The following is an 18410-nucleotide window of genomic DNA, read 5'->3' as shown; positions in this document are numbered from 1 at the left end:
CCACCCCCCAGGTCATCCGTTCGACAGGGGGTAACAGTCATGCCGGGCCCGAAGGCCAGCGGCCCCATTGCAGGACCGCGAAAAACATAACGGGGGGGCCGCTCCTGGATCCTGCGTCAGCCGAAGAACTTCTCCAGCGCGGCGGCGAGCGCTTCCGGCTGCTCCTCCGCGATGTAGTGGCCGCTGTCCTCGATGGTGGCGTAGCGGATGTCGGTGGCCTTGCCCTCCATCATCGCCTGCACCACGGAGACGTACTGGCCGCCAAGCCCCAGAACCGGCATGGTCAGCGGCGGGTAGGAGTTGTTGTCGGCCAGGTCCTGGTGGAACGTCCGGTAGACGCCGAAGGCCGCGGCCACCGCTTCGGGTGTGTTGTAGGCCGCGGCGTACAGGGCACGGCTCTCCTCGCCGATCCGTTCCGGGTGGACCGCCAGGTGGTCGGTCGACCAGTCGATGACGTGCCGGAACCGTCCCGCCAGCAGCTTGACGGCCAGGCCGTCGACCTGGCTCAGGGGATACCACCAGGCGTTCGGCTGTTCCGGTGTGGGGAAGGGACTGATGACGTCGAGGAAGATCTGGGAGAAGGGTCCTCCCTCCCAGATGGCGAGCCTCTTCGTGGCCTCGGGGTGGTTCGCGGCGAAGCTGTAGGCGACCATCGCCCCGACGTCCCCGCCCGCGATGTTGACCTGCTCGTGGCCCAGGCCCCGGACCAGCTCGTGGACGTCCCGCGCCATGTTCTTCTTGTCGTAGCCGCCGGCGGGCTTGTCCGACGCGCCCTGACCGCGGTAATCCACGGCGATGACGCGGAAGCGCCGCGCCAGCAGGGGGAGCAGCTCACGCAGGGCGTGCACGGTACGTGGCCATCCGTCCATGAGGACGAGCGGCTCGCCCTCGCCCCCGGTGACGTAGTGCAGCCGGGTGCCGTTCACCTCGGCGTAGCCGTGTTCGAATCCTTCGAGCATGCGTGGGTCTCCTGTGTGCGATGGTGGTCGCGTGCCCGGAAGCCGGGCCGTGACCAGGTGAGCGCCGGCCGTGCCGGCGAATGCCCCGTGCGTGACGGCCGTGCCGCGCCCTCGTCCGGGGCAACGCGGATCGGGCCGTGGGGGCGATTCAGGATGGTTCGGGAAGAATGATCGACTTCGCCAGCCGGGCCATGGTGTCGAACCGTGCGAGCTGGTCGTCGTCGATGACCGATGGAGGCGTCTCGCCGGGCCGGGCGGGGAGGGCGTGATCGACGAAGACCTGTTCCAGGCCCGGAGGCGTGAAGATGAAGATCATCCTCGCGGCGTGGCTGGCCTTGTTCTTGAAGCGGTGACGCACTCCCCGGGGGATGTGGACGAAGTCGCCCGCGACCGCGGTGAAGACGTGGTCCCCGTCGAGGAACTCCAGCTCCCCGTCGAGGATGTAGAACGTCTCCTCCTGCTCGGGGTGCGCGTGCGGAACGGGCCCGCCGCCGGCCGGAACCGTGGCCTCGATGAAGCCCATCCCGCCGTTGGTCTGCGCACCGGTGGCCTTGATCGTGTAGACGTCACCCGCGGCCCACACCGTCGGCCCCTTGCCTGACGGCACGTAGAACGCACCGCGCCGGTCCCAGTGCGGGTCGTGCGGATCGAGATCGGCCAGGGAAAAGGTCATCGGGTTCCTCGAGGTCTGGCTTGGATTGACGTGAAGGACGCCGCGGCCCTCCGCGCGGGCCCGCGACGCATCGTGAAACCGGGCGCGGCGCCCACCGGGAGGGCGGCGTCCGTCCCTTCGGTCGGGGGAGAGCCGAGCTCAGTCCGTGGACGGCTGACCCTCGGCACGAAGGGACCGCTTGCCCAGGTTCCGCCAGGCGATGGCGCCCAGGATCGGCATCAGGACCATGAGGACGAGCCAGCCCGTCTTCGGCAGCATTCGGATGCGCGCGTCGGGGGTCCTGACGCAGTCGACCACCGCGTAGACGTACAGTGCCGCGACGAGCGCGTACATCGCGTATTCCAGCACTGGCGTCATGGGGTCACCTCGTGCGCCGCGGCAGTGCTCACCGCAGCCGGTCCGGCAATGCCTCCGCCATGCCTCGTGGTTGTGTTCACGCTGACTCGGCCCCTCTTGTGATCGTCACCGGCGGCTCCCGCTCTGCTGTCACTTCGTCAAGTGGACGAGACAGCCCCCGCCAACGTGACGGGCGTGGTGGGACTTCGCGACGAAGGGGCGCTCGTGCGCCCTCGAATGCCCCTGCCCCTGGCAACGCGGCCCTTCGGGCCGGGGTGCCGGGGAGTCGTGTGCCGGCCCCCGCGCGACGAACGCCGACCGGCCGGATCGTGTCACCGGGACGCCATCCCCTGCCGATGTCGTCATTGGGACATGTTGCATCCGCGACATGCGGATACCAGTGACATGGGCCGGAGCGCCGCGGATTCTGTCGTGCGGCCAGTGAACTGGCTCTGAATGAAAGGTGTCTGACTGATGTCATGGTTCCGTCTGTCGACGGCGATATCGACCGTACTGGTGGTGACGGTCGGCGGCGTGGCGTCCGCCTCCGCCGGTACGGGTTCGGAAGGCAAGGCGCGATTCGTCGAACGCGCGAAGGCGGATTCCGCCACCGTACGACTGCTCACCGGTGACCTGGTGACGGTGACGGCGTTGCCCGACGGGCGGCGTACCGCCTCGGTGCGGCCCGGGCGCGGGCGCGAGCATGTCTCCTTCCGGACGCTGGAGGGGGACGACAAGGCGCTCACGGTGGTGCCGTCCGACGCCGAGGCGCTGGTGACCGCGGGCACTCTGGACCGCCGGCTGTTCGATGTGACGGCGTTGATCGCCCAGGGCTACGACCGGGCCCACGCCTCAGCACTGCCGCTGATCGTCGCCTCCCGGCCCGCAGCGGACGGGACGAGGGGAACCGCGCGTGCGGCCGAGGCCGCCGCGGACACCGCCGACCGGCTGGTGGCGTTCAACGCGCCCACCGCGCCGGCCCGCAATCTGCCCAGCATCGGCGCCCGCTCCCTGCGGGTCGGCGAAGACGACCTGGGCGCGTTCTGGAAGACGCTGAACCCCGGCGGGACGGGCGGGACTTCGGACGCCGCCCGTGCCGCGGTCGCTCCGCGGATCTCGCTGGACGGCAGGGTCAAGGCCGTTCTGGATCGCAGTACCGCGCAGATCAACGCGCCCACCGCCTGGAAGGCCGGTTACGAGGGCCAGGGCGTGAGGGTGGCGGTCCTGGACACCGGTGTGGACGCGGGCCACCCCGACCTGGCCGGGCGCATCGCGCAGGCCAAGGACTTCTCCGGCAGCGGGAACACCGAGGACCGCTTCGGCCACGGCACGCATGTCGCCTCGACCGTCGGCGGCACCGGTGCCGCGTCCGCCGGGACGCGGCGCGGCGTGGCGCCCAAGGCCGACCTGCTGGTCGGCAAGGTGCTGGGCGACAACGGTTACGGCACCGAGTCGCAGGTCATCGACGGCATGGAATAGGCGGCGGACGCCGACGTCAAGGTCGTCAACATGAGCCTCGGCTCGGAGGGCGCCTCCGACGGTACCGACCCGATGAGCCAGGCCGTCAACACCCTCACCGCGTCCACCGGCACGCTCTTCGTCATCGCCGCCGGCAACGCGGGCCCGAGTCCGGGCACGGTCGGTTCGCCGGGCGCGGCCGACGCGGCGCTGACCGTCGGGGCCGTCGACCGCGACGACTCACTGGCCCCCTTCTCCAGCCGCGGTCCGCGCGCAGGCGACGGGGCGGTCAAGCCCGATGTGACCGCTCCCGGTGTCGGCATCGTGGCCGCCCGCGCCTCCGGCACCACCATGGGCACCCCGGTCGACGCCGACTACACCTCCGCGTCCGGCACGTCGATGGCGACCCCGCACGTCGCCGGCGCCGCCGCGCTGCTGGCCCAGCAGCACCCGCACTGGGGGGCGCAGCAGATCAAGGACGCCCTGGTCAGCACCTCGCACACGGTGTCCGGCACCAAGGTGACCGAGCAGGGCAGCGGCCGCATCGACCTCGCCACCGCGATGGGCCCGGTCACCGCCACCGGCACCGTCCTGCTCCCGGAGCTGCAGGCCGGGGCGACCGGCGGCAGCCGGCAGGCAGCGATCCTGCGCTACACCAACACCGGCGACAAGCGGGTGACTCTCTCCCTGGCCGTCGATCTGGCCACCACCACCGGGCGTGCCCTCTCGGACGGCGCGGTCACCCTGGGCTCCAAGACCGTGCAGTTGGACCCCGGCGCCACGGCCGAGGTTCCGCTGAGCACCGACGCCGCCCGTGCGACCGCCCGCGGCACCTACTACGGCTACGTCACCGCGAAGTCCACGGACGGCACCGTGCTCGCCCACACCACCGTCTCCCTCAAGGTGCGGGGCAAGATGCACCGGCTGACCGTGGTCTACCGCGACCGGCAGGGCCGGGTCGTGCCCGGCATGCTGCCGAACATCTGGGGTCCTCCCTACGGCTCCGGCAACGGGTTCGTGCAGTACACGGACCGGGACACGGCGACCGCCGAGGTCGAAGAGGGCACCTACCAGATCAGCGGTGGCTTCTTCGACCAGGTCGAGGACGGCTTCGAGGCCGGCGAGCTCGTCAACCCCGAGGTGAAGGTCACCAAGGACATCACCGCGACGCTCGACGCCTCCAAGGTGACCGAGGTGAAGATCCGCACACCCCGGCCCGCCGAGCAGCGCGGCATCCTCGGCACCACGTTCCACCGCGTGATCGACGGCAACGGCCTGATCCAGGGCCACATGATGTTCGACATCGTCAAGCGGCTCTACGTCAGTACGACCGCGCCGGTCACCGACGGAACCTTCGAGTTCAACTCGCGCTGGCAGATGGTGGCCCCGCAGCTGCGGCTCAAGGCCACCGGCAGCTCCCTGGGCTTCATCCCCTACTACGAGCTGGACTCCGAGGTCTTCGGGGACAAGGGCGCACGGCTGACCGCCGTGGACGCCGGCACGTCGGCGGCACCGGACTTCCGTGGCGCGCGCGGCAAGGCGGCCGTCGTGCAGGTCCTCTCCATCGCCGACGACACGAGGGCCCTTGCCCGGGCCGCGGAGACCGCGGGCGCCAAGGCACTGCTGGTGGCGTGGCCGGAGGGCGAGCTCTCCTGGACGCGGTGGCGTCCGAACGGCGAGCGCATGGCCCTGCCCACCGTACGGATCTCCTTCAAGGAGGGGGCGGCCCTGCTGAAGCTGGTCAAGCGGCGGACCACCACGGTGGAGTTCTCCGGCACGGTGCGCAGCCCGTATCTGTACGACGTGATGCAGGTGTCCAAGGGCTTCGTTCCCAGGAACCTGGTGCACACCGTCTCCGAGCGCGAGAGCGCCGTGGTCCGCAGCACCTACACCCGCACGGGTGCCTCGTCCTGGGCGAGCGAGCAGCGCTTCGGGTGGCGTCCGTACGAGGACACCGCCTGGAACCAGTACAGCCGCTACGTCCCCAACGGCCGGGAGCGCGTGGAGTACGTGACCGGCGGGGACACGCTGTGGCGCCATGTCGTGCACCACAACGTGGTCGACAACCCCGACAACACGCTCTCGGTCGGCATGCGCGACGTGCCGCACACCTACCGGCCCGGTCAGCGGGCGGCCGAGCGGTGGTTCGGGGCCGTGGTCCGTCCCTCGATCCCGCGTGGTGCGCCCTGGCCGTCGGTGCGCAAGGGCAACACCATGTCCGTCTTCGTCCCGGAGTTCAATGACTCCGGCACCGGCCACTGGTCCTTCTACGAGCTCAACGTCATCGATTGGGGCAGGGGAGCGGGCGCCCGCGCCGCCGGAGCGGACCCGGTGGACGACACCGCCACCGCGGTGCTCTACCGCGACGGACAGCAGATCGCCGAGTCGAGCCAGGGTGCGTGGGGCGACATCGAGGTGCCGGCGGGCGACGCCGAGTACCGGCTGGACCTGGAGACCACCCGGGTGTCGGACGACTGGCGCTTCGGCGCCGGCACCCGCACCTCGTGGACGTTCCGCTCCGGTGCCGCCGCCGACACGGCGCTGCTGCCGCTGCTCCAGGTCGACTACGCCGTGCCGGTCGACACCCGCAACGCGGTCGGCTCGCAGCGCACGCACGACCTGGGACTGAACGTCCGGATGCAGGACGGCATGGCGGCGCCGCGCGGCGTGCGGCTGGTGGTCGAGACCTCCTACGACGACGGGAAGACCTGGGCCACGGCACGTACGGCCCCCAAGGGCAGTGGCTTCACCGCCACCGTGCAGCGGCCGGCCAAGGTGCACGGCGACGCCTATGTGACGCTGCGCGTGACCGCGCAGGACGCGGCCGGCAACTCCGTCCGGCAGACGATCGACCGCGCCTACCTGCACAACGGCGTGCGGTGACCGGGACCTCGACGACCACTACCTCCTGAAGCAACGGCGGGTGCCGGGGTGCGAACCCCGGCACCCGCACCCTTGCGGCGCCTACCGACGGCTCCCCGCCGCGGCGGCGCGGTAGGGGGCCAGGAAAGCGGTGAGCGCCGCCAGCAGTTCCTGTGGGGCCTCCTCGGCAACCCAGTGGCCACTGCCCGGGATGACGAGGGACTGCACGTCGTCGGCCGCGAGCCTCATGGTGGTCGCCACTCCCTCTCCGACGCTTTGCGCTCCGCCGATGGCGAGGACGGGGATGGTCAGGTGCCGCTTCACACGGTCGGCGTTCTGCGCGAACGTGGTGTCGAGGTCGCGGTACCAGCCGAAGCTGCCGCCCAGCGCGTGGCGGTGCGTGGTGAGGGATTCGATGTAGAACCGGATGGCGTGGTCGGGCAGCTTTCGCGCGGCCTTGGTGTCGAGCTGCCAGCCGAAGTAGACGTCCTCCCGGCCCGCGACCAGGAGCTCGTTGACGTCGTCGAGCCGGTTGAAGGGGAAGTGCCAGAGCATGTTGTTGGCCTTGGCGGGCCCGAGCAGAGGCGGCGAGGGCGTCACACCGGGTATGACGGCTTCTGCGACGGCGAGACGGTCGACCCGGTGGGGGTGGTCGGCTGCGAGCGCGTAGCCGATCGGCATGCCGGTGTCATGGCCGACGACGGCGAAGCTTTCGTGGCCGAGGGTGTCCATCAGCGCGGCCAGATCGTTCGCGAGGGTGGCGGTGTCGTAACCGTCGCGGGGCTTGTCGGTCAGCCCGATGCCACGCTGGTCCACGGCGATGACCGTGTGGTTCCGCGCCAGCGCCGGCATGAGCAGGCGCCAGGCGTACCAGTTCTGCGGCCAGCCGTGGATCAGGAGCAGGGGCGGCCCGTCGCCGCCGACGACGGCGTGCTGACGTATGCCACCGGCTTGGACGAGCCGGCTGGTGAACGTCCGACGAAACCCCTCGGGGAGCCCGGGAACACCGGACACGGAGCCGAAGCCCCTCGGGGTCTGCCGGGGAACGGCCGTGGCGGGCAGCGCGGAGACACCGGTGAGCGCGAGACCGGCGGTGACGGCTGCCGCGCCGCCGACGAAAGCGCGCCGCGAAACCCGGCGCGGCGGCTGGTCGGGGTGCGACGACGGCATGCCGGGACCATCCTGGCGGGGCGGTTCGATGGGGGAGGGGTTCACACGCGGTTCCTTCTGTGCGGTGATCAAAGGGTGCCGACTGGGCAAGGCGCCCGGCGACGGGTGCGGCCAGTGCTTGATGGTGTGACGTTGCGCCTGTACGAGCCGCCTGGCCTCCCTGCATGCGGCACGCGTGCGCACAGCAGGAAACAAATAAGAGCATATGCTCCTATTTGCTGAAGGGCAATGCGGTGTGCTCTGGGTCATTCCGGAGGGGGAGTCCGGCTCCGGATGAAGGCGGCACTCCCGCGCGGGGCAGGGGTGCAGGCCGAATTCGAGACGAAGTCCGGTGCCGAGGACGCGGTCCGGATGCGCGCCTTCCTTGAGGCCCATTCCGCCCGGCGGGTGCGTCACACGTGCGCGAGCTTGTCCGGGTTGACGACTCTGCGGTAGGCGGTGATCAGGCCGTCCTCGATCTCCACCGTGTCCACACAGACGGCACGCCCTTCCTTGCGGAGCAGAAGCGCCGGTTCGCCTCCGACCTCGATGATCTCGACACTGTCCGTGCGCAACAGGCGCCTCGCCCGCACCATCACCATCGCGATGCGCGCACCGCCCAGGATGAACTTGCGCGCCGCGGCGACCCTGCCGCCACCGTCGGTGACGTAGACGGCATCGGGGTGCAGGAGACGCACCAGCCCGGCCATGTCCCCCGCTTCGTAGGCGTCGCGGAAGGCGGCGAGCAGGCGCTCGCGCTCCGCCCGGGAGGTGCGCGTGGTGCTCTGCCCGGCTGCCGCCACTTTCCGCCGTGCTCGTGAGGCGAGTTGCCGGGCAGCCCCCACTGAGGCGCCGAGCACGTCGGCGATGTGGCTGAACTCGAGGCCGAACACGTCGTGGAGGACGAAGGCCACACGTTCGGGCGGCTTCAGTTCCTCCATCACCAGGAGCATCGCGGATCCGACGGATTCGTCGACCAGCACCTGTTCGGAGGCGTCCGGTCCCGTCAGCAGGGGCGCCGGCAACCACGGCCCGACGTAGGTTTCCCTGCGGGCGCGGGCGGACTTGAGGATGTCGTACGACCGTCGCGCCGCCACCGTGACCAGCCAGGCCCGGAGGTCGCGGACGTCGCGCAGGTCGGATGCGGCCGCCCGCAGCCACACGTCCTGGGCCACGTCCTCGGCATCGGCCACGCTGCCGAGCAGGCGGTACGCCGCTCCGAAGACGGCGGGCCGGAGGGTTTCCCACTCGTCCTCGAGCATCCCAGGCGGCCTGGGGGTGTGCGTCACGTCCACTGACGTGGCCTCCTTCGCTCCCCGATGCGCTTCCGCCGCGAACGAACGTCGAGCGGGCCGTGACCGGCGAATCCGCCGAGCCGCAGAAATAGGAGCATATACTCTTTATGGGGGAGGTGCCCGACAGGCCGGCCACTGGTGCAGACCGTCACCAGCGGGTTCGTCCGAACCGCCGGGCCGTACCGGCAGGTGGTGATCGGAGGCGGCAGGCCGTCGCCGAGCGCCGGACCCGCACGATGTCCGTACAGGCGCGGCCCGGCGGTGAGGTCACGGTCCGCTCAACCGCTCTGTGCCGCCCGGATGGCTCGGCGCAGCGTGTCCTTGAACGAGACGCCGGCGGGATCGTCGCCGAGCGCGATGTGCATCGACTCGGCCTCGGAGCGGCTCGACCAACGGGTGAACACCGATACACCGCTGTCCACGGCCAGTCGTTGATCGACCTCGGTGACGGTCATGTCGGCCAGCCGTCCGGAACGGGCCGTGGTCCTCCCCGTGCGCGTGTCGGTGACCGAGACCAGAAGATGCCGCGGCAGCAGCACGGCGGCAGTCAGTGTTTCCCGCGGTGGGCCGCCCCCGCGCAAGCGCGCGAAGACGCCGGGGCGGGACCGGGGCACACTCCGGGTCTCGACGCAGGCGATCGCGGCCGACGCGGCATCACCGAGCAGTTCGGTCTCGGCCACGGCCAGAATCGTCGTACGCAACCGGGAATCCAGATCCTCAACCGTGCAACCGCGGCTCGCGCGGTCGAACAACTGCTCAGGCATGGGCGAATCGTAGCGGGGTCGACGAGGGTCCGCGGTCCTCCGTGCCGGGGTTTTTGCGCTGAGTGTTGACCGAGCAAGACATCCGATGTTCACTTCCTCTGACGCGGCCATGCCGATGTCGTGGTGTACCCGTACGCCGTACCTCCGCTTGTTGTCGGCGCTTCGAGAACGAACAGTCTCGTGCGTCCTGTTCTGATCGTTCCGTTATACGTCCTGGTCGGTGCAGCGTTTCAGCATGCCCTCGTACAGCACGGGGGAGCGGTGCACCGATGAACTGGTCCGGCCAAGTCATCCGATCAATCGAGCTCGACGTCGACCGGTCGGGCTCCCGCCCCGCGCTGTCCGGCACCGGCCGGCACTCCCCCCATGAACAGCAAGGAGGGCATTCGATGAGACTGCGCAGACTCGTGCGAGCCGCGCTCGCAGCCGTCTGCATCATGACCGCGACCGCCGTCGGCCTCTCGGCCCCGGCCGCGGCGGCACCGACGGACGCCGCGTTCGACTCCGCCACCGGAGCCCTGAACGTGGATCGCGCCGCCTACCTGTCCAAGCACGACCTCGTCTACAACCGGCCCACCACCAACCCGCTGCACGGCCTGACCGTCGGCAACGGCCGTACGGGCGCGATGGCCTGGCAGAACAACGGGCTGACCATGCAGGTGTCCGGCGTGGACACCTCGCAGCAGACGGCGTTCGGCGCGGGACTGCTCAACCTGTCCACGACCCCGGCGCTCGAGAGCGGCTACAGCACCTACCAGCAACGTCTGTCGCTCTACGACGGCACCCTGACCACCACGTACGACGCCAACCGCACCGTGACGGTGATGGGCGTGCCCAACTCCGAGGTCATGGGCGTGCACGTCGAGGACTCGCGCTCCGGGGTCTCCGCGGTCACCCTCGACCTGGGCCTGTGGGACGTCTCCCAGCTGGGCAACAGCGGTGACGTGCCCGACCTCAACACCTGGAAGACGGTCTCGACGTACGCCGACTCCACGGGCGCCGGGATCAGCCGCGGCCAGTCCGACCCGCAGAACTTCGGCTACACCCTGGCCGCCACGGTGGAGGGAGCGGCCTACAGTGCACGGGTCGTCGACGGCCGGAACGTCCGGCTGTCGATCACCCCTTCACGCAGCTACACCATCTGGTTCACCGCGAGCACCCGCCTCAACGCGCCCTCGCACGACTCGGTGGCCGAGGCCAAACGCGCGCTGGCATCGGCCAAGAGCCGCGGCTACAGCGCGACGCTCGGCGACTTCACGTCCTGGTGGCACGACTTCTGGGGCAAGTCGTTCGTGCAGTACTCGGGGCTGTCCGGGGACGCGGACTACCTGGAGAACGTCTACTACCTGAGCACGTACATGATCGCCGCCGGAGGGTACGGCACCAATCCGTTCCACTTCATCAACGGCGTGTTCCGGGCCACCCGTGACCAGACCAAATGGAGCAACGCCTACTGGTTCTGGAACCAGCGCGACGTCTACAACTCCTTCCTCGCCTCCAACCACGTCGACCTGCTGGCCGGCTTCAACCGCCTCTACAGCCGCAACGCGGCGGCGCTGAAGGCGTACACGCGCACCCGCTACAACGTCGACGGGCTGTGGGTGCCGGAGACCATGGGCTGGGACGGCAACGCCCGGGGCACCGTCAACAGCGACTTCACGAACAACATCTGGTCGACGGGCACCGAGGCCGCGTACAACATGTACCTCCAGTACGCGTACACCAACGACTCCGCCTACCTGCGGGACACCGCCTACCCGTTCATGCGGGACGTGGTGAAGTTCTACGCCGCGAAGGTGTCCTACGACTCCGCCTCCGGCAAGTACTACGTGGCCAGTTCGCACGCGCACGAGACGTACTGGAACGTCCCGAACGCGATCACCGACCTCGCGGCGGTGCGCACCCTGTTCCCCCTCGCGATCCGCGCGTCCCAGTCCCTGGGCCTGGATGCCGACCTGCGGCCGCAGTGGCAGCGGATCGTGGACAACCTGATCGCGTATCCGTCCACCGCGGACGTCTACCTGCCGCACACCCCGCCGCTCGCGCAGACCCGCAACGGGGAGAACGTGGCCTCCGAGATCATCTGGCCCTACGACCGGACCGGCATCGGCTTCACGGACCAGCAGAAGGCCGTCAACACCTTCAACGCACGTCCTTTCCCGTACGGCAACGTCTGGGCCAACGACGCCGTGCAGGCGGCCCGGCTGGGGCTGGGCGACCAGGCGTACCAGGGCATGAAGACGATGCTCCGCAAGTACCAGACCTATCCCAACGGCATGACCGACAACACCAACGGCGTCTTCGAATACCTCGGGGTGCACCTCGCGGCCCTGAACGAGTCGCTGCTCCAGTCCTACAACGACAAGATCCGGGTCTTCCCCGCGGTGCCGGGCGACTCCTCGTTCACGGGGCGCTTCACGCTGCTGGCCAAGGGCGGTTTCACGGTCAGTTCGGAGCGTGAGGCCGGCGAGGTCAAGTACGTCGGGATCAAGAGCCTGTACGGCAACACGACGCGGGTCGTGAACCCGTGGGGGAGCCAGCAGCTGAGGGTCCGCGACGTCTCCGGCGGCGCGACCGCGCTCACCACGAGCGCCACCGAGTTCGACCTCCCCACGGCCGCCGGAAAGGTGTACGTGGTGGAGCGCACCGCAAAGCCGCTGTCCTCCTACGCCCCCGTTCGGCTCACCGGATCCGCGAACCAGGGGGAGAAGACCCTCAGCGGCACCACCTCCACCCTGGGCATGGCCCGGACGCCCAACCCGATGGTGAACAACACCCAGTTGACCTACGACAGCAACTGGCACGCGACCAGCGGGCGAGGCTACGGCGACTACAACGACGACACCCACCACAGCACGACGGTGAACGCCGTCGCCCAGTACACCTTCACCGGTACGGGAATCGCCTACATCTCCGAACGCAACGGCGACATGGGGCCGGTCGACGTCTACCTCGACGGCGCCTTCCAAGCGACGGTGGACCTGCGGGCCTCCGGAGCCCGGCAGGTGCAGCAGACCGTCTGGCAACGCAGCGGACTGACCCAGGGGACGCACACCATCCGCATCGTCAACCGCAGTACATCGGTGGGGATGGTGGACGCCCTGCGCATCACACCGTAGTGCGTCCGCGGACCGGGGGCGGGACGCGCCCCCGGTCGGGTTCCATGGGCTGGGCCGGTGTCCGGCCGAGCCCATGGAACGGCACGCGGGACCCGCCGGCTGCCGGGGCGTTCGTCAGTCCTCGCGGCCGGGGAGCATGGCCAGGCTCTTGGAGCGCTGTGCGACGAGGTCGCGGTACGTGCCGTCGCGTTCGGCCCAGCGGTGCATGAGGACGCCCTTCACGAGGATTTCGCGGGGCGTGGGGTCCTGCGAGAGCAGCTGCACGACCTCGGTGGCGAACTCGTCGAGAGGCAGCGCGTGCGGGTTCGCCTTCTCCTGGCCCGCGGTGGCGACGGCCGGGGGGACGAGCTCGACGACGCCGACACCGGTGCCGTCGAGCTGCGCCCGCAGTGCCTCGGTGTAGGCGTGCACCGCGGCCTTCGAGGCGGCGTAGCTGGGCATGGGCGGGAACGGCAGGAAGGCGATGCCGGAGGTGACGGTGATGAAGGTGCCCTCGCCCCGCCGGACGAGGTGGGGGGTGAAGGCGTCGACGACCCGGATGGTGCCGAGCAGGTTGGTGTCGATCGTCGTCCGTGCCGCCTGGAAGTGCGCGGGGTCGCGCAGATCCTCCAGCAGCATGACGCCCGACATCGTCACCACGGTGTCCAGCCCGGGGTACCGGGCCAGCACGGCGTCACGGAAAGACACGACGGAGGAACCGTCGGTGACATCGACACCGAACGTGCCGAAGCCTTCTCCGGTGAGTTCCGAAAGCGCCTGCGGGCTGCGACCGGCGACGGCCACGGTGCTGCCGGCCGCGGCGAACCGGCGGGCGAGCTCCCGCCCGATTCCCGAGGTCCCGCCGACGACGAGAACGGTGCGGTTGGAGAGATCCACGAGATCTTCCCTTCGGATCGGGGCGCCGCCGGCGTTCCGACCAGCGGCGCAGTCGGTGCCACGAAGTCTTGACGGCATCCGCCGGGCGTGGCAGTGCCCCCGTCCTGCCTGGTCCTGCCAGGACCCCCGCTGGGGGAAGCGCACCGCATTACGGTGGCGGTATGAAGGACGAGGAATCCGGCAACCGGCTCGGCAGCTACCTTCGCGCCCGGCGTGAGCTGGTCTCCCCGGCGCAGGCAGGACTCCCGCCCGGCGGCAACCGACGCGTGCCCGGACTGCGCCGTGAGGAGGTCGCCCTGCTCGCCGGAATCAGTCCCGACTACTACCTGCGCCTGGAACGGGGCCGCGACAAGAATCCCTCGCCCCAGGTCCTCGAAGCACTCGCGCGCGTCCTGCGGCTCGACGACATCGAGCGGACGTATCTGCTCGGCCTGACGGCGGCACGCCCGAAGGCACCGCGCCGCAAGCGGCCCGAGCAGGTACCGGCGCGGGTGCACGAGCTGCTCGCCCACCTCCAGATCCCGGCGTTCGTCGAGGGGCGCGCGTTCGACGTCCTGGCCTCCAACCCCATGGCCGTCGCGCTGTCCCCGCGCCTGCGGCCCGGCGAGAACCGGCTTCGCTCGCTCCTCCTCGATCCCGAGGAGCGGGCCTTCCAGCAGGACTGGACAAAAGCCACCGCCGATTTCGTCGCCGCCCTGCGCACCACCATCGGGGACGACACCGACGATCCACGGTTCGTCGAGCTCGTCGGGGAGCTCGCGCTGTCCAGTGCGCGGTTCCGCACCCTGTGGGCCCGCCACGACGTCCGCGCTCTGGACGGCGGCACGACCACGGTGAACCACCCCGTCGTCGGTGAACTCCGCCTCCACCGCGACAAACTCCCCGTCGACGACGTCATCCTCGTCGTGTACTACCCCGACAAGGACAGCGACAGCGACGAGAAACTGCGGCTGCTCGCCACCCTCTCCCACCCCGGGTCCGCCGGCACCCCGCACCCGCCCGCGTGACGCCGGTACGGCCGCCGACCGCCGCGCAGGGGAGGGGCCGTTCCGCGTGTGCGGGACGACGCCTCCCCCTGCGCGCGTCGACCACGGGCGAAGCCGCCGGGCCCCGTGGGCCCCGGACCGTCAGGGCATGGTCAGAGTGGCGAGGCTGCGATGGGCGGCATCGAAGACGGTGACGCTGTGGAAGTAGGAGCCCACGGGCGCCGGAAGGGGCCGCGGAACGGGAGCACCGGCGTACCAGGCGCCCCAGCCCGGGTGCCCCGGCAGCCGAACGACGGTGCCGCTGACCGTCCCGTCATCGGTGACGACCTCGACCGTGGCCGCGCTGTCCGGGCCGACGTACACCCCGGACAGGAAGAACTCGCCGCCCACGGTTTCGGCCTGCAGCGACACGCTGGGCTCGTCGGGGTCTATGTTGCCGTCCACCACGCTGCGGAACTGGCCCTCGGGCATGTCGGGGGTGGTCCAGTGCTTGCCGTCCCTGGTGAGCCACAGCTCCACCCCGGGGGCCGCGTGAACGCGCTCACCGGGCCGCACGATCCGCGCGGTCGCGGCCTTGGCCGGGTGAACGTCGGCGGCGGCGCCGACGTGGGCCGCCTCGGCCGGCGCCTGGGCGGGCGTCAGCGCGTGTGCCACGGCCGGCACCCCTATCAGCGCCGCGGCCAACACCGTGGCCGCCGCGCACTTCTTCATTCGGGTCATCGTGGAGGTTCCTTGCAGTCGGGTCTACGTACAGCACAGGAGGCGCATCGAGCCCCTCCACTGCCCCAGACCACCGTCCGGCGTGCTTTGGTTGTCAGACCCCGAACGGTCCTCACAGGTGCTCCCGGCAGGGGCTCCCGATCCCGGTCCGCCTCGCCGACGCACATTCAGATCGCTTGACTGGCACTCAACTTCTATCGTGTGGTTTATTGTTCAACTATCGTTTCCGGAGAAAGTTCGCGTTGCTTTTCGAAGGGAATCACGATGAAGAAGCTCTCGCTCGCCTTGGCCATCAGCGCGGGGGCCGTCCTCAGCGCCACGGTCGTCGCGCCGAGCCAGGCAGCCAGTCAGGCCGACTACTGCTACCCGGGCAAGTCGTGTTACTACGACGGCGCCAACGGCACCTACAAGATCTGGACGGCACCGAGCAACGGCTGCCACAACCTGGGCAACATCGGCCTCAACGACAGGATCGATTCGATCGTCAACAAGGGTGGCGGCACCATCCACCTGTACAACTGGAACGGCAGCAACGCCTGGATTCCGCTGGGTGATGTTCCGGTTTCGCACGCCAACTTCCAGCCCGCCAACCTGGGTGGCAACGCGAACAAGGTTGACATGGTGTGCATCGACTAGCGGGCCGGCGCTGACCGGCACGGACGCGGGGCCGGGCCGGTCGCCGGTCCGGCGACCACTGCCGGGCGGTGAGCCAACGAGGCTCCCCGGCGGGTGAGTCGAGACCCCAGGACATCTCGCTCATTCGCCGGGGAGCCCTGTCCGCTCCGCCTTCGGGCGGGCTCGGTCGGCGCCGCCGCCGGTGCTCGCACCCCGTGACCGGACGGCGGACCAGCGCCCCGCCGGTCGTCCCCGAATGTAATGGCAGTGCCAAATTCCGTGATTCTTGTGCCACGACGCCGGAGCCGGCGACGGGAAGCGCCGCGCGAAATGGCAGACTTCCACGACATGTTCACAACCTCCGGGAATTCCGCCGGTGGCACCGACTCCTTTTGATTCCGTCCGGCGCTCTCTGCTAGCGTCACCGATCGTCCTCAGGTCGATTGCGAGCGAACGCCGGACGTCGTCCGGCGTCGACAGACGGCAGGCGCAGTTCCGTTGAGATTCCGGAGCGCCTCGCAGAACGGCACATGCCGTGTCAGTCAGCTTGCCCACAGGGCGACATGACCGTCTCAGACACACTCGGGAATAATTGATGACGACAGAGAGAACCCCTCGCCGGCGGCATGCCGAACGGCGTCGGCCGCTGCTGCTCGCGGCCGCGGCACTGGCGGTGGCTGGTGCGGTCGCCGTGCCGGTGGTGGCACAGGCGACGGGCGAGAAGTCCCCCGACACGTCGAAGCGACAGGCCGACTTCGCGGCCGCGGCCGCGAAGTTCGACGTACCGGAGCAGGTGCTGCTGGCGGTGGCGTACCAGGAGTCGGCGTGGGACGCGCATGCCGGGCAGCACAGCACGGACGGCGGCTACGGGCCGATGCATCTCACGGATGTGACGCCCGCGATGCTCTCCGCCGGTGACGCGGGCATGGCCGGCCGGGCGGACGTGGCCGCATCGGCCGCGGACCCGGCGCTGCACACGCTGCAGGCAGCGGCGAAGCTCACCGGCCTGTCCGCGGAGGACCTGCGCACCGACGCGGCGGCCAACATCCGTGGCGGAGCCGCCCTGCTGGCGTCGTATCAGGAGTCGACCGGCGGCAAGGCCACCCCGGATCCCGACGACTGGTACGGCGCGGTGGCCCGCTACAGCCAGTCCACGCAACGGCAGGGCGCCCGTGCGTTCGCCGACAGGGTCTACGCCACGCTGAAGAAGGGCGTGAAGCGCACGACCGCCGACGGACAGCGCGTGGCGCTGGCGGCAGGCCCGGGAGTGAGGCCGGCCACCGGGCAGTTGGACCGACTGCGCCTGGCCTCGGCGGCGACGACCGGTACCGAGTGCCCCGCCACCGTGGAGTGCACCTTCGTTCCGGCGGCCCCCTCCAACGGCCAGGTCTCCGACCGTCCGGCCAACGGGATCCGGATCGACTCGATCGTCATCCACGACACCGAGTCCTCGTACGAGTCGGCGATCGCCACGTTCCAGACCGCGGGCGGGAGTTCCGCGCACTACGTGATGCGGTCCGCCGACGGCGCGGTCACGCAGATGGTCCCCACGAAGGACCTGGCGTTCCACGCGGGCAACTACTCGGCCAACATGCACTCCATCGGCATCGAGCACGAGGGCTACGCCGCGCACGGGGCGACCTGGTACACCGAGGCCCAGTACGAGGCGACCGCCGAGCTGGTGAAGTACCTGGCCGAGCGTTTCGACATCCCGCTGGACCGGGAGCACATCGTCGGCCACGACAACGTCGTCGGCCCGACGTCGGCGACGGTGTCGGGCATGCACTGGGACCCGGGCAAGTCCTGGGACTGGGAGCACTTCATGGCCCTGGTCGGCGCTCCGCTGACCGGCAGGCACGGTGTCGGCGGGGTCGGGAGTGTCGTGACCATCGCTCCCGGGTTCGAGGGCAACCGGCAGACCGTCCAGGTGTGCCCGTCCGACGACCCGACCGGTGCCACCCCCGAGTGCACCGAGGTGACGGAGCCGTCGAACTCGCTGTTCGTGCGCACCGCTCCGAGTGACACCGCGCCGCTCTTCGGTGACCAGGCGATTCACCCCGGTGGCGACGGCACCGACCGGATCAACGACTGGGGCAGCACCGTGCAGGCCGGCCAGCAGTTCGTGGTCGCCGGCAAGCGGGGCGCCTGGACCGCGATCTGGTTCAGCGGCAGCAAGGTGTGGTTCCACAACCCGAAGGGCCGCAACACCGTCCCCGCTCACGGCGTGACCGTCGTCAAGAGCGGCAGGACCACCGACACCCCGCCGGTGAAGGTGTACGGCTCCAGCTACCCGGACGCCTCGGAGTACCCGGCCGGCTACGGCGCCTCCAACCAGGCCCCGCTGAGCATGTACACCGTCCCGTCCGGCCAGGCGTACGTCGCCACCGCGGCGCCGGCCCTGACCGACGACTACTTCAAGGCCGACGGCAAGGTCGTCTTCGGCGCCAAGAAGATGTACACGATCCAGTACAACCACCGCACCGCGCTGGTCTACGAGGGCGACGTCACCGCCCAGCACCCGGTCAACCCGCCCAGCCACCGCTGACGCACCACAACACCGGACCCTGTGGTGGTGTCCGGGGCGTCCACGCCCTGTCC

The 18410-nt window shown here is 70.0% G+C and carries 12 protein-coding genes and 1 pseudogene; 5 read left to right on the top strand and 8 right to left on the bottom strand.

Going from position 1 to position 18410, the window contains the following annotated elements; all coding sequences use genetic code 11:
- Positions 1-116: 116 nt before the first annotated feature.
- The 3 genes from ACFW3D_RS20290 to ACFW3D_RS20280 all read right to left on the bottom strand — a co-directional run bounded on the left by ACFW3D_RS20290 (position 117) and on the right by ACFW3D_RS20280 (position 1989).
- Positions 117-959, bottom strand: coding sequence for an alpha/beta fold hydrolase (locus ACFW3D_RS20290; RefSeq protein ID WP_500505603.1), 843 nt, complete (start codon positions 957-959; stop codon positions 117-119).
- A gap of 148 nt (positions 960-1107) precedes the next feature.
- A complete protein-coding gene (locus tag ACFW3D_RS20285) occupies positions 1108-1632 on the bottom strand; it encodes a cupin domain-containing protein (RefSeq protein ID WP_500505602.1) in 525 nt (174 codons plus the stop codon).
- 138 nt (positions 1633-1770) lie between these two features.
- On the bottom strand, positions 1771-1989 hold the full coding sequence (locus ACFW3D_RS20280) for a PLD nuclease N-terminal domain-containing protein (protein WP_500505601.1): 219 nt from the start codon (positions 1987-1989) through the stop codon (positions 1771-1773).
- Positions 1990-2442: 453 nt separating this feature from the next.
- Here ACFW3D_RS20280 and ACFW3D_RS20275 point away from each other — a divergent pair.
- Positions 2443-6309 (top strand): annotated as a pseudogene (locus tag ACFW3D_RS20275) (S8 family peptidase).
- 81 nt (positions 6310-6390) lie between these two features.
- On the opposite strand, the gene ACFW3D_RS20270 reads toward ACFW3D_RS20275, so the two are convergent.
- The 3 genes from ACFW3D_RS20270 to ACFW3D_RS20260 all read right to left on the bottom strand — a co-directional run bounded on the left by ACFW3D_RS20270 (position 6391) and on the right by ACFW3D_RS20260 (position 9496).
- Positions 6391-7458, bottom strand: coding sequence for an alpha/beta fold hydrolase (locus tag ACFW3D_RS20270; protein ID WP_500505600.1), 1068 nt, complete (start codon positions 7456-7458; stop codon positions 6391-6393).
- 392 nt (positions 7459-7850) lie between these two features.
- Positions 7851-8699, bottom strand: coding sequence for an RNA polymerase sigma factor SigJ (sigJ, locus tag ACFW3D_RS20265; protein WP_500505605.1), 849 nt, complete (start codon positions 8697-8699; stop codon positions 7851-7853).
- Positions 8700-9010: 311 nt separating this feature from the next.
- The gene (locus tag ACFW3D_RS20260) at positions 9011-9496 is read right to left on the bottom strand and encodes a hypothetical protein (protein ID WP_500505599.1); all 486 of its coding nucleotides are present in this window, start codon (positions 9494-9496) and stop codon (positions 9011-9013) included.
- A 389-nt stretch (positions 9497-9885) separates the two neighbouring features.
- Between ACFW3D_RS20260 and ACFW3D_RS20255 the strand changes: the two genes are divergently transcribed.
- Complete coding sequence (locus ACFW3D_RS20255; RefSeq protein ID WP_500505598.1) at positions 9886-12615, top strand: glycosyl hydrolase family 95 catalytic domain-containing protein; 2730 nt, start codon at positions 9886-9888, stop codon at positions 12613-12615.
- A 114-nt stretch (positions 12616-12729) separates the two neighbouring features.
- On the opposite strand, the gene ACFW3D_RS20250 is transcribed toward ACFW3D_RS20255, so the two are convergent.
- Positions 12730-13491 (bottom strand): SDR family oxidoreductase, encoded by a 762-nt coding sequence (locus ACFW3D_RS20250; protein WP_500505597.1) that lies wholly within the window; start codon positions 13489-13491, stop codon positions 12730-12732.
- 161 nt (positions 13492-13652) lie between these two features.
- Between ACFW3D_RS20250 and ACFW3D_RS20245 the strand changes: the two genes are divergently transcribed.
- Positions 13653-14498 carry a helix-turn-helix domain-containing protein gene (locus ACFW3D_RS20245; protein WP_500505596.1) on the top strand — a complete coding sequence of 282 codons (846 nt, stop codon included), beginning with the start codon at positions 13653-13655 and terminating at the stop codon, positions 14496-14498.
- Between the two features lie 120 nt (positions 14499-14618).
- Here the strand turns inward: ACFW3D_RS20245 and ACFW3D_RS20240 are convergent, their stop codons facing one another.
- Entirely contained in the window at positions 14619-15197 is a 579-nt protein-coding gene (locus ACFW3D_RS20240) for a hypothetical protein (RefSeq protein WP_500505594.1), read from the bottom strand.
- 264 nt (positions 15198-15461) lie between these two features.
- Here ACFW3D_RS20240 and ACFW3D_RS20235 point away from each other — a divergent pair, with 264 nt between their 5' ends.
- Both ACFW3D_RS20235 and ACFW3D_RS20230 read left to right on the top strand, forming a co-directional pair.
- Entirely contained in the window at positions 15462-15833 is a 372-nt protein-coding gene (locus ACFW3D_RS20235; RefSeq protein ID WP_500505592.1) for a hypothetical protein, read from the top strand.
- 574 nt (positions 15834-16407) lie between these two features.
- Positions 16408-18357, top strand: a complete 1950-nt coding sequence (locus ACFW3D_RS20230) for an N-acetylmuramoyl-L-alanine amidase (protein WP_500505591.1) — start codon at positions 16408-16410, stop codon at positions 18355-18357.
- The last annotated feature ends 53 nt before the right edge of the window (positions 18358-18410 follow it).

Origin of the sequence: Streptomyces sp. NPDC058864 (assembly GCF_042742985.1) — a bacterium.
Classification (GTDB): Bacteria; Actinomycetota; Actinomycetes; order Streptomycetales; family Streptomycetaceae; genus Actinacidiphila.
Note: the sequence above shows the minus strand (reverse complement) of the source record. Positions and strands in the feature narration are given on the sequence as shown.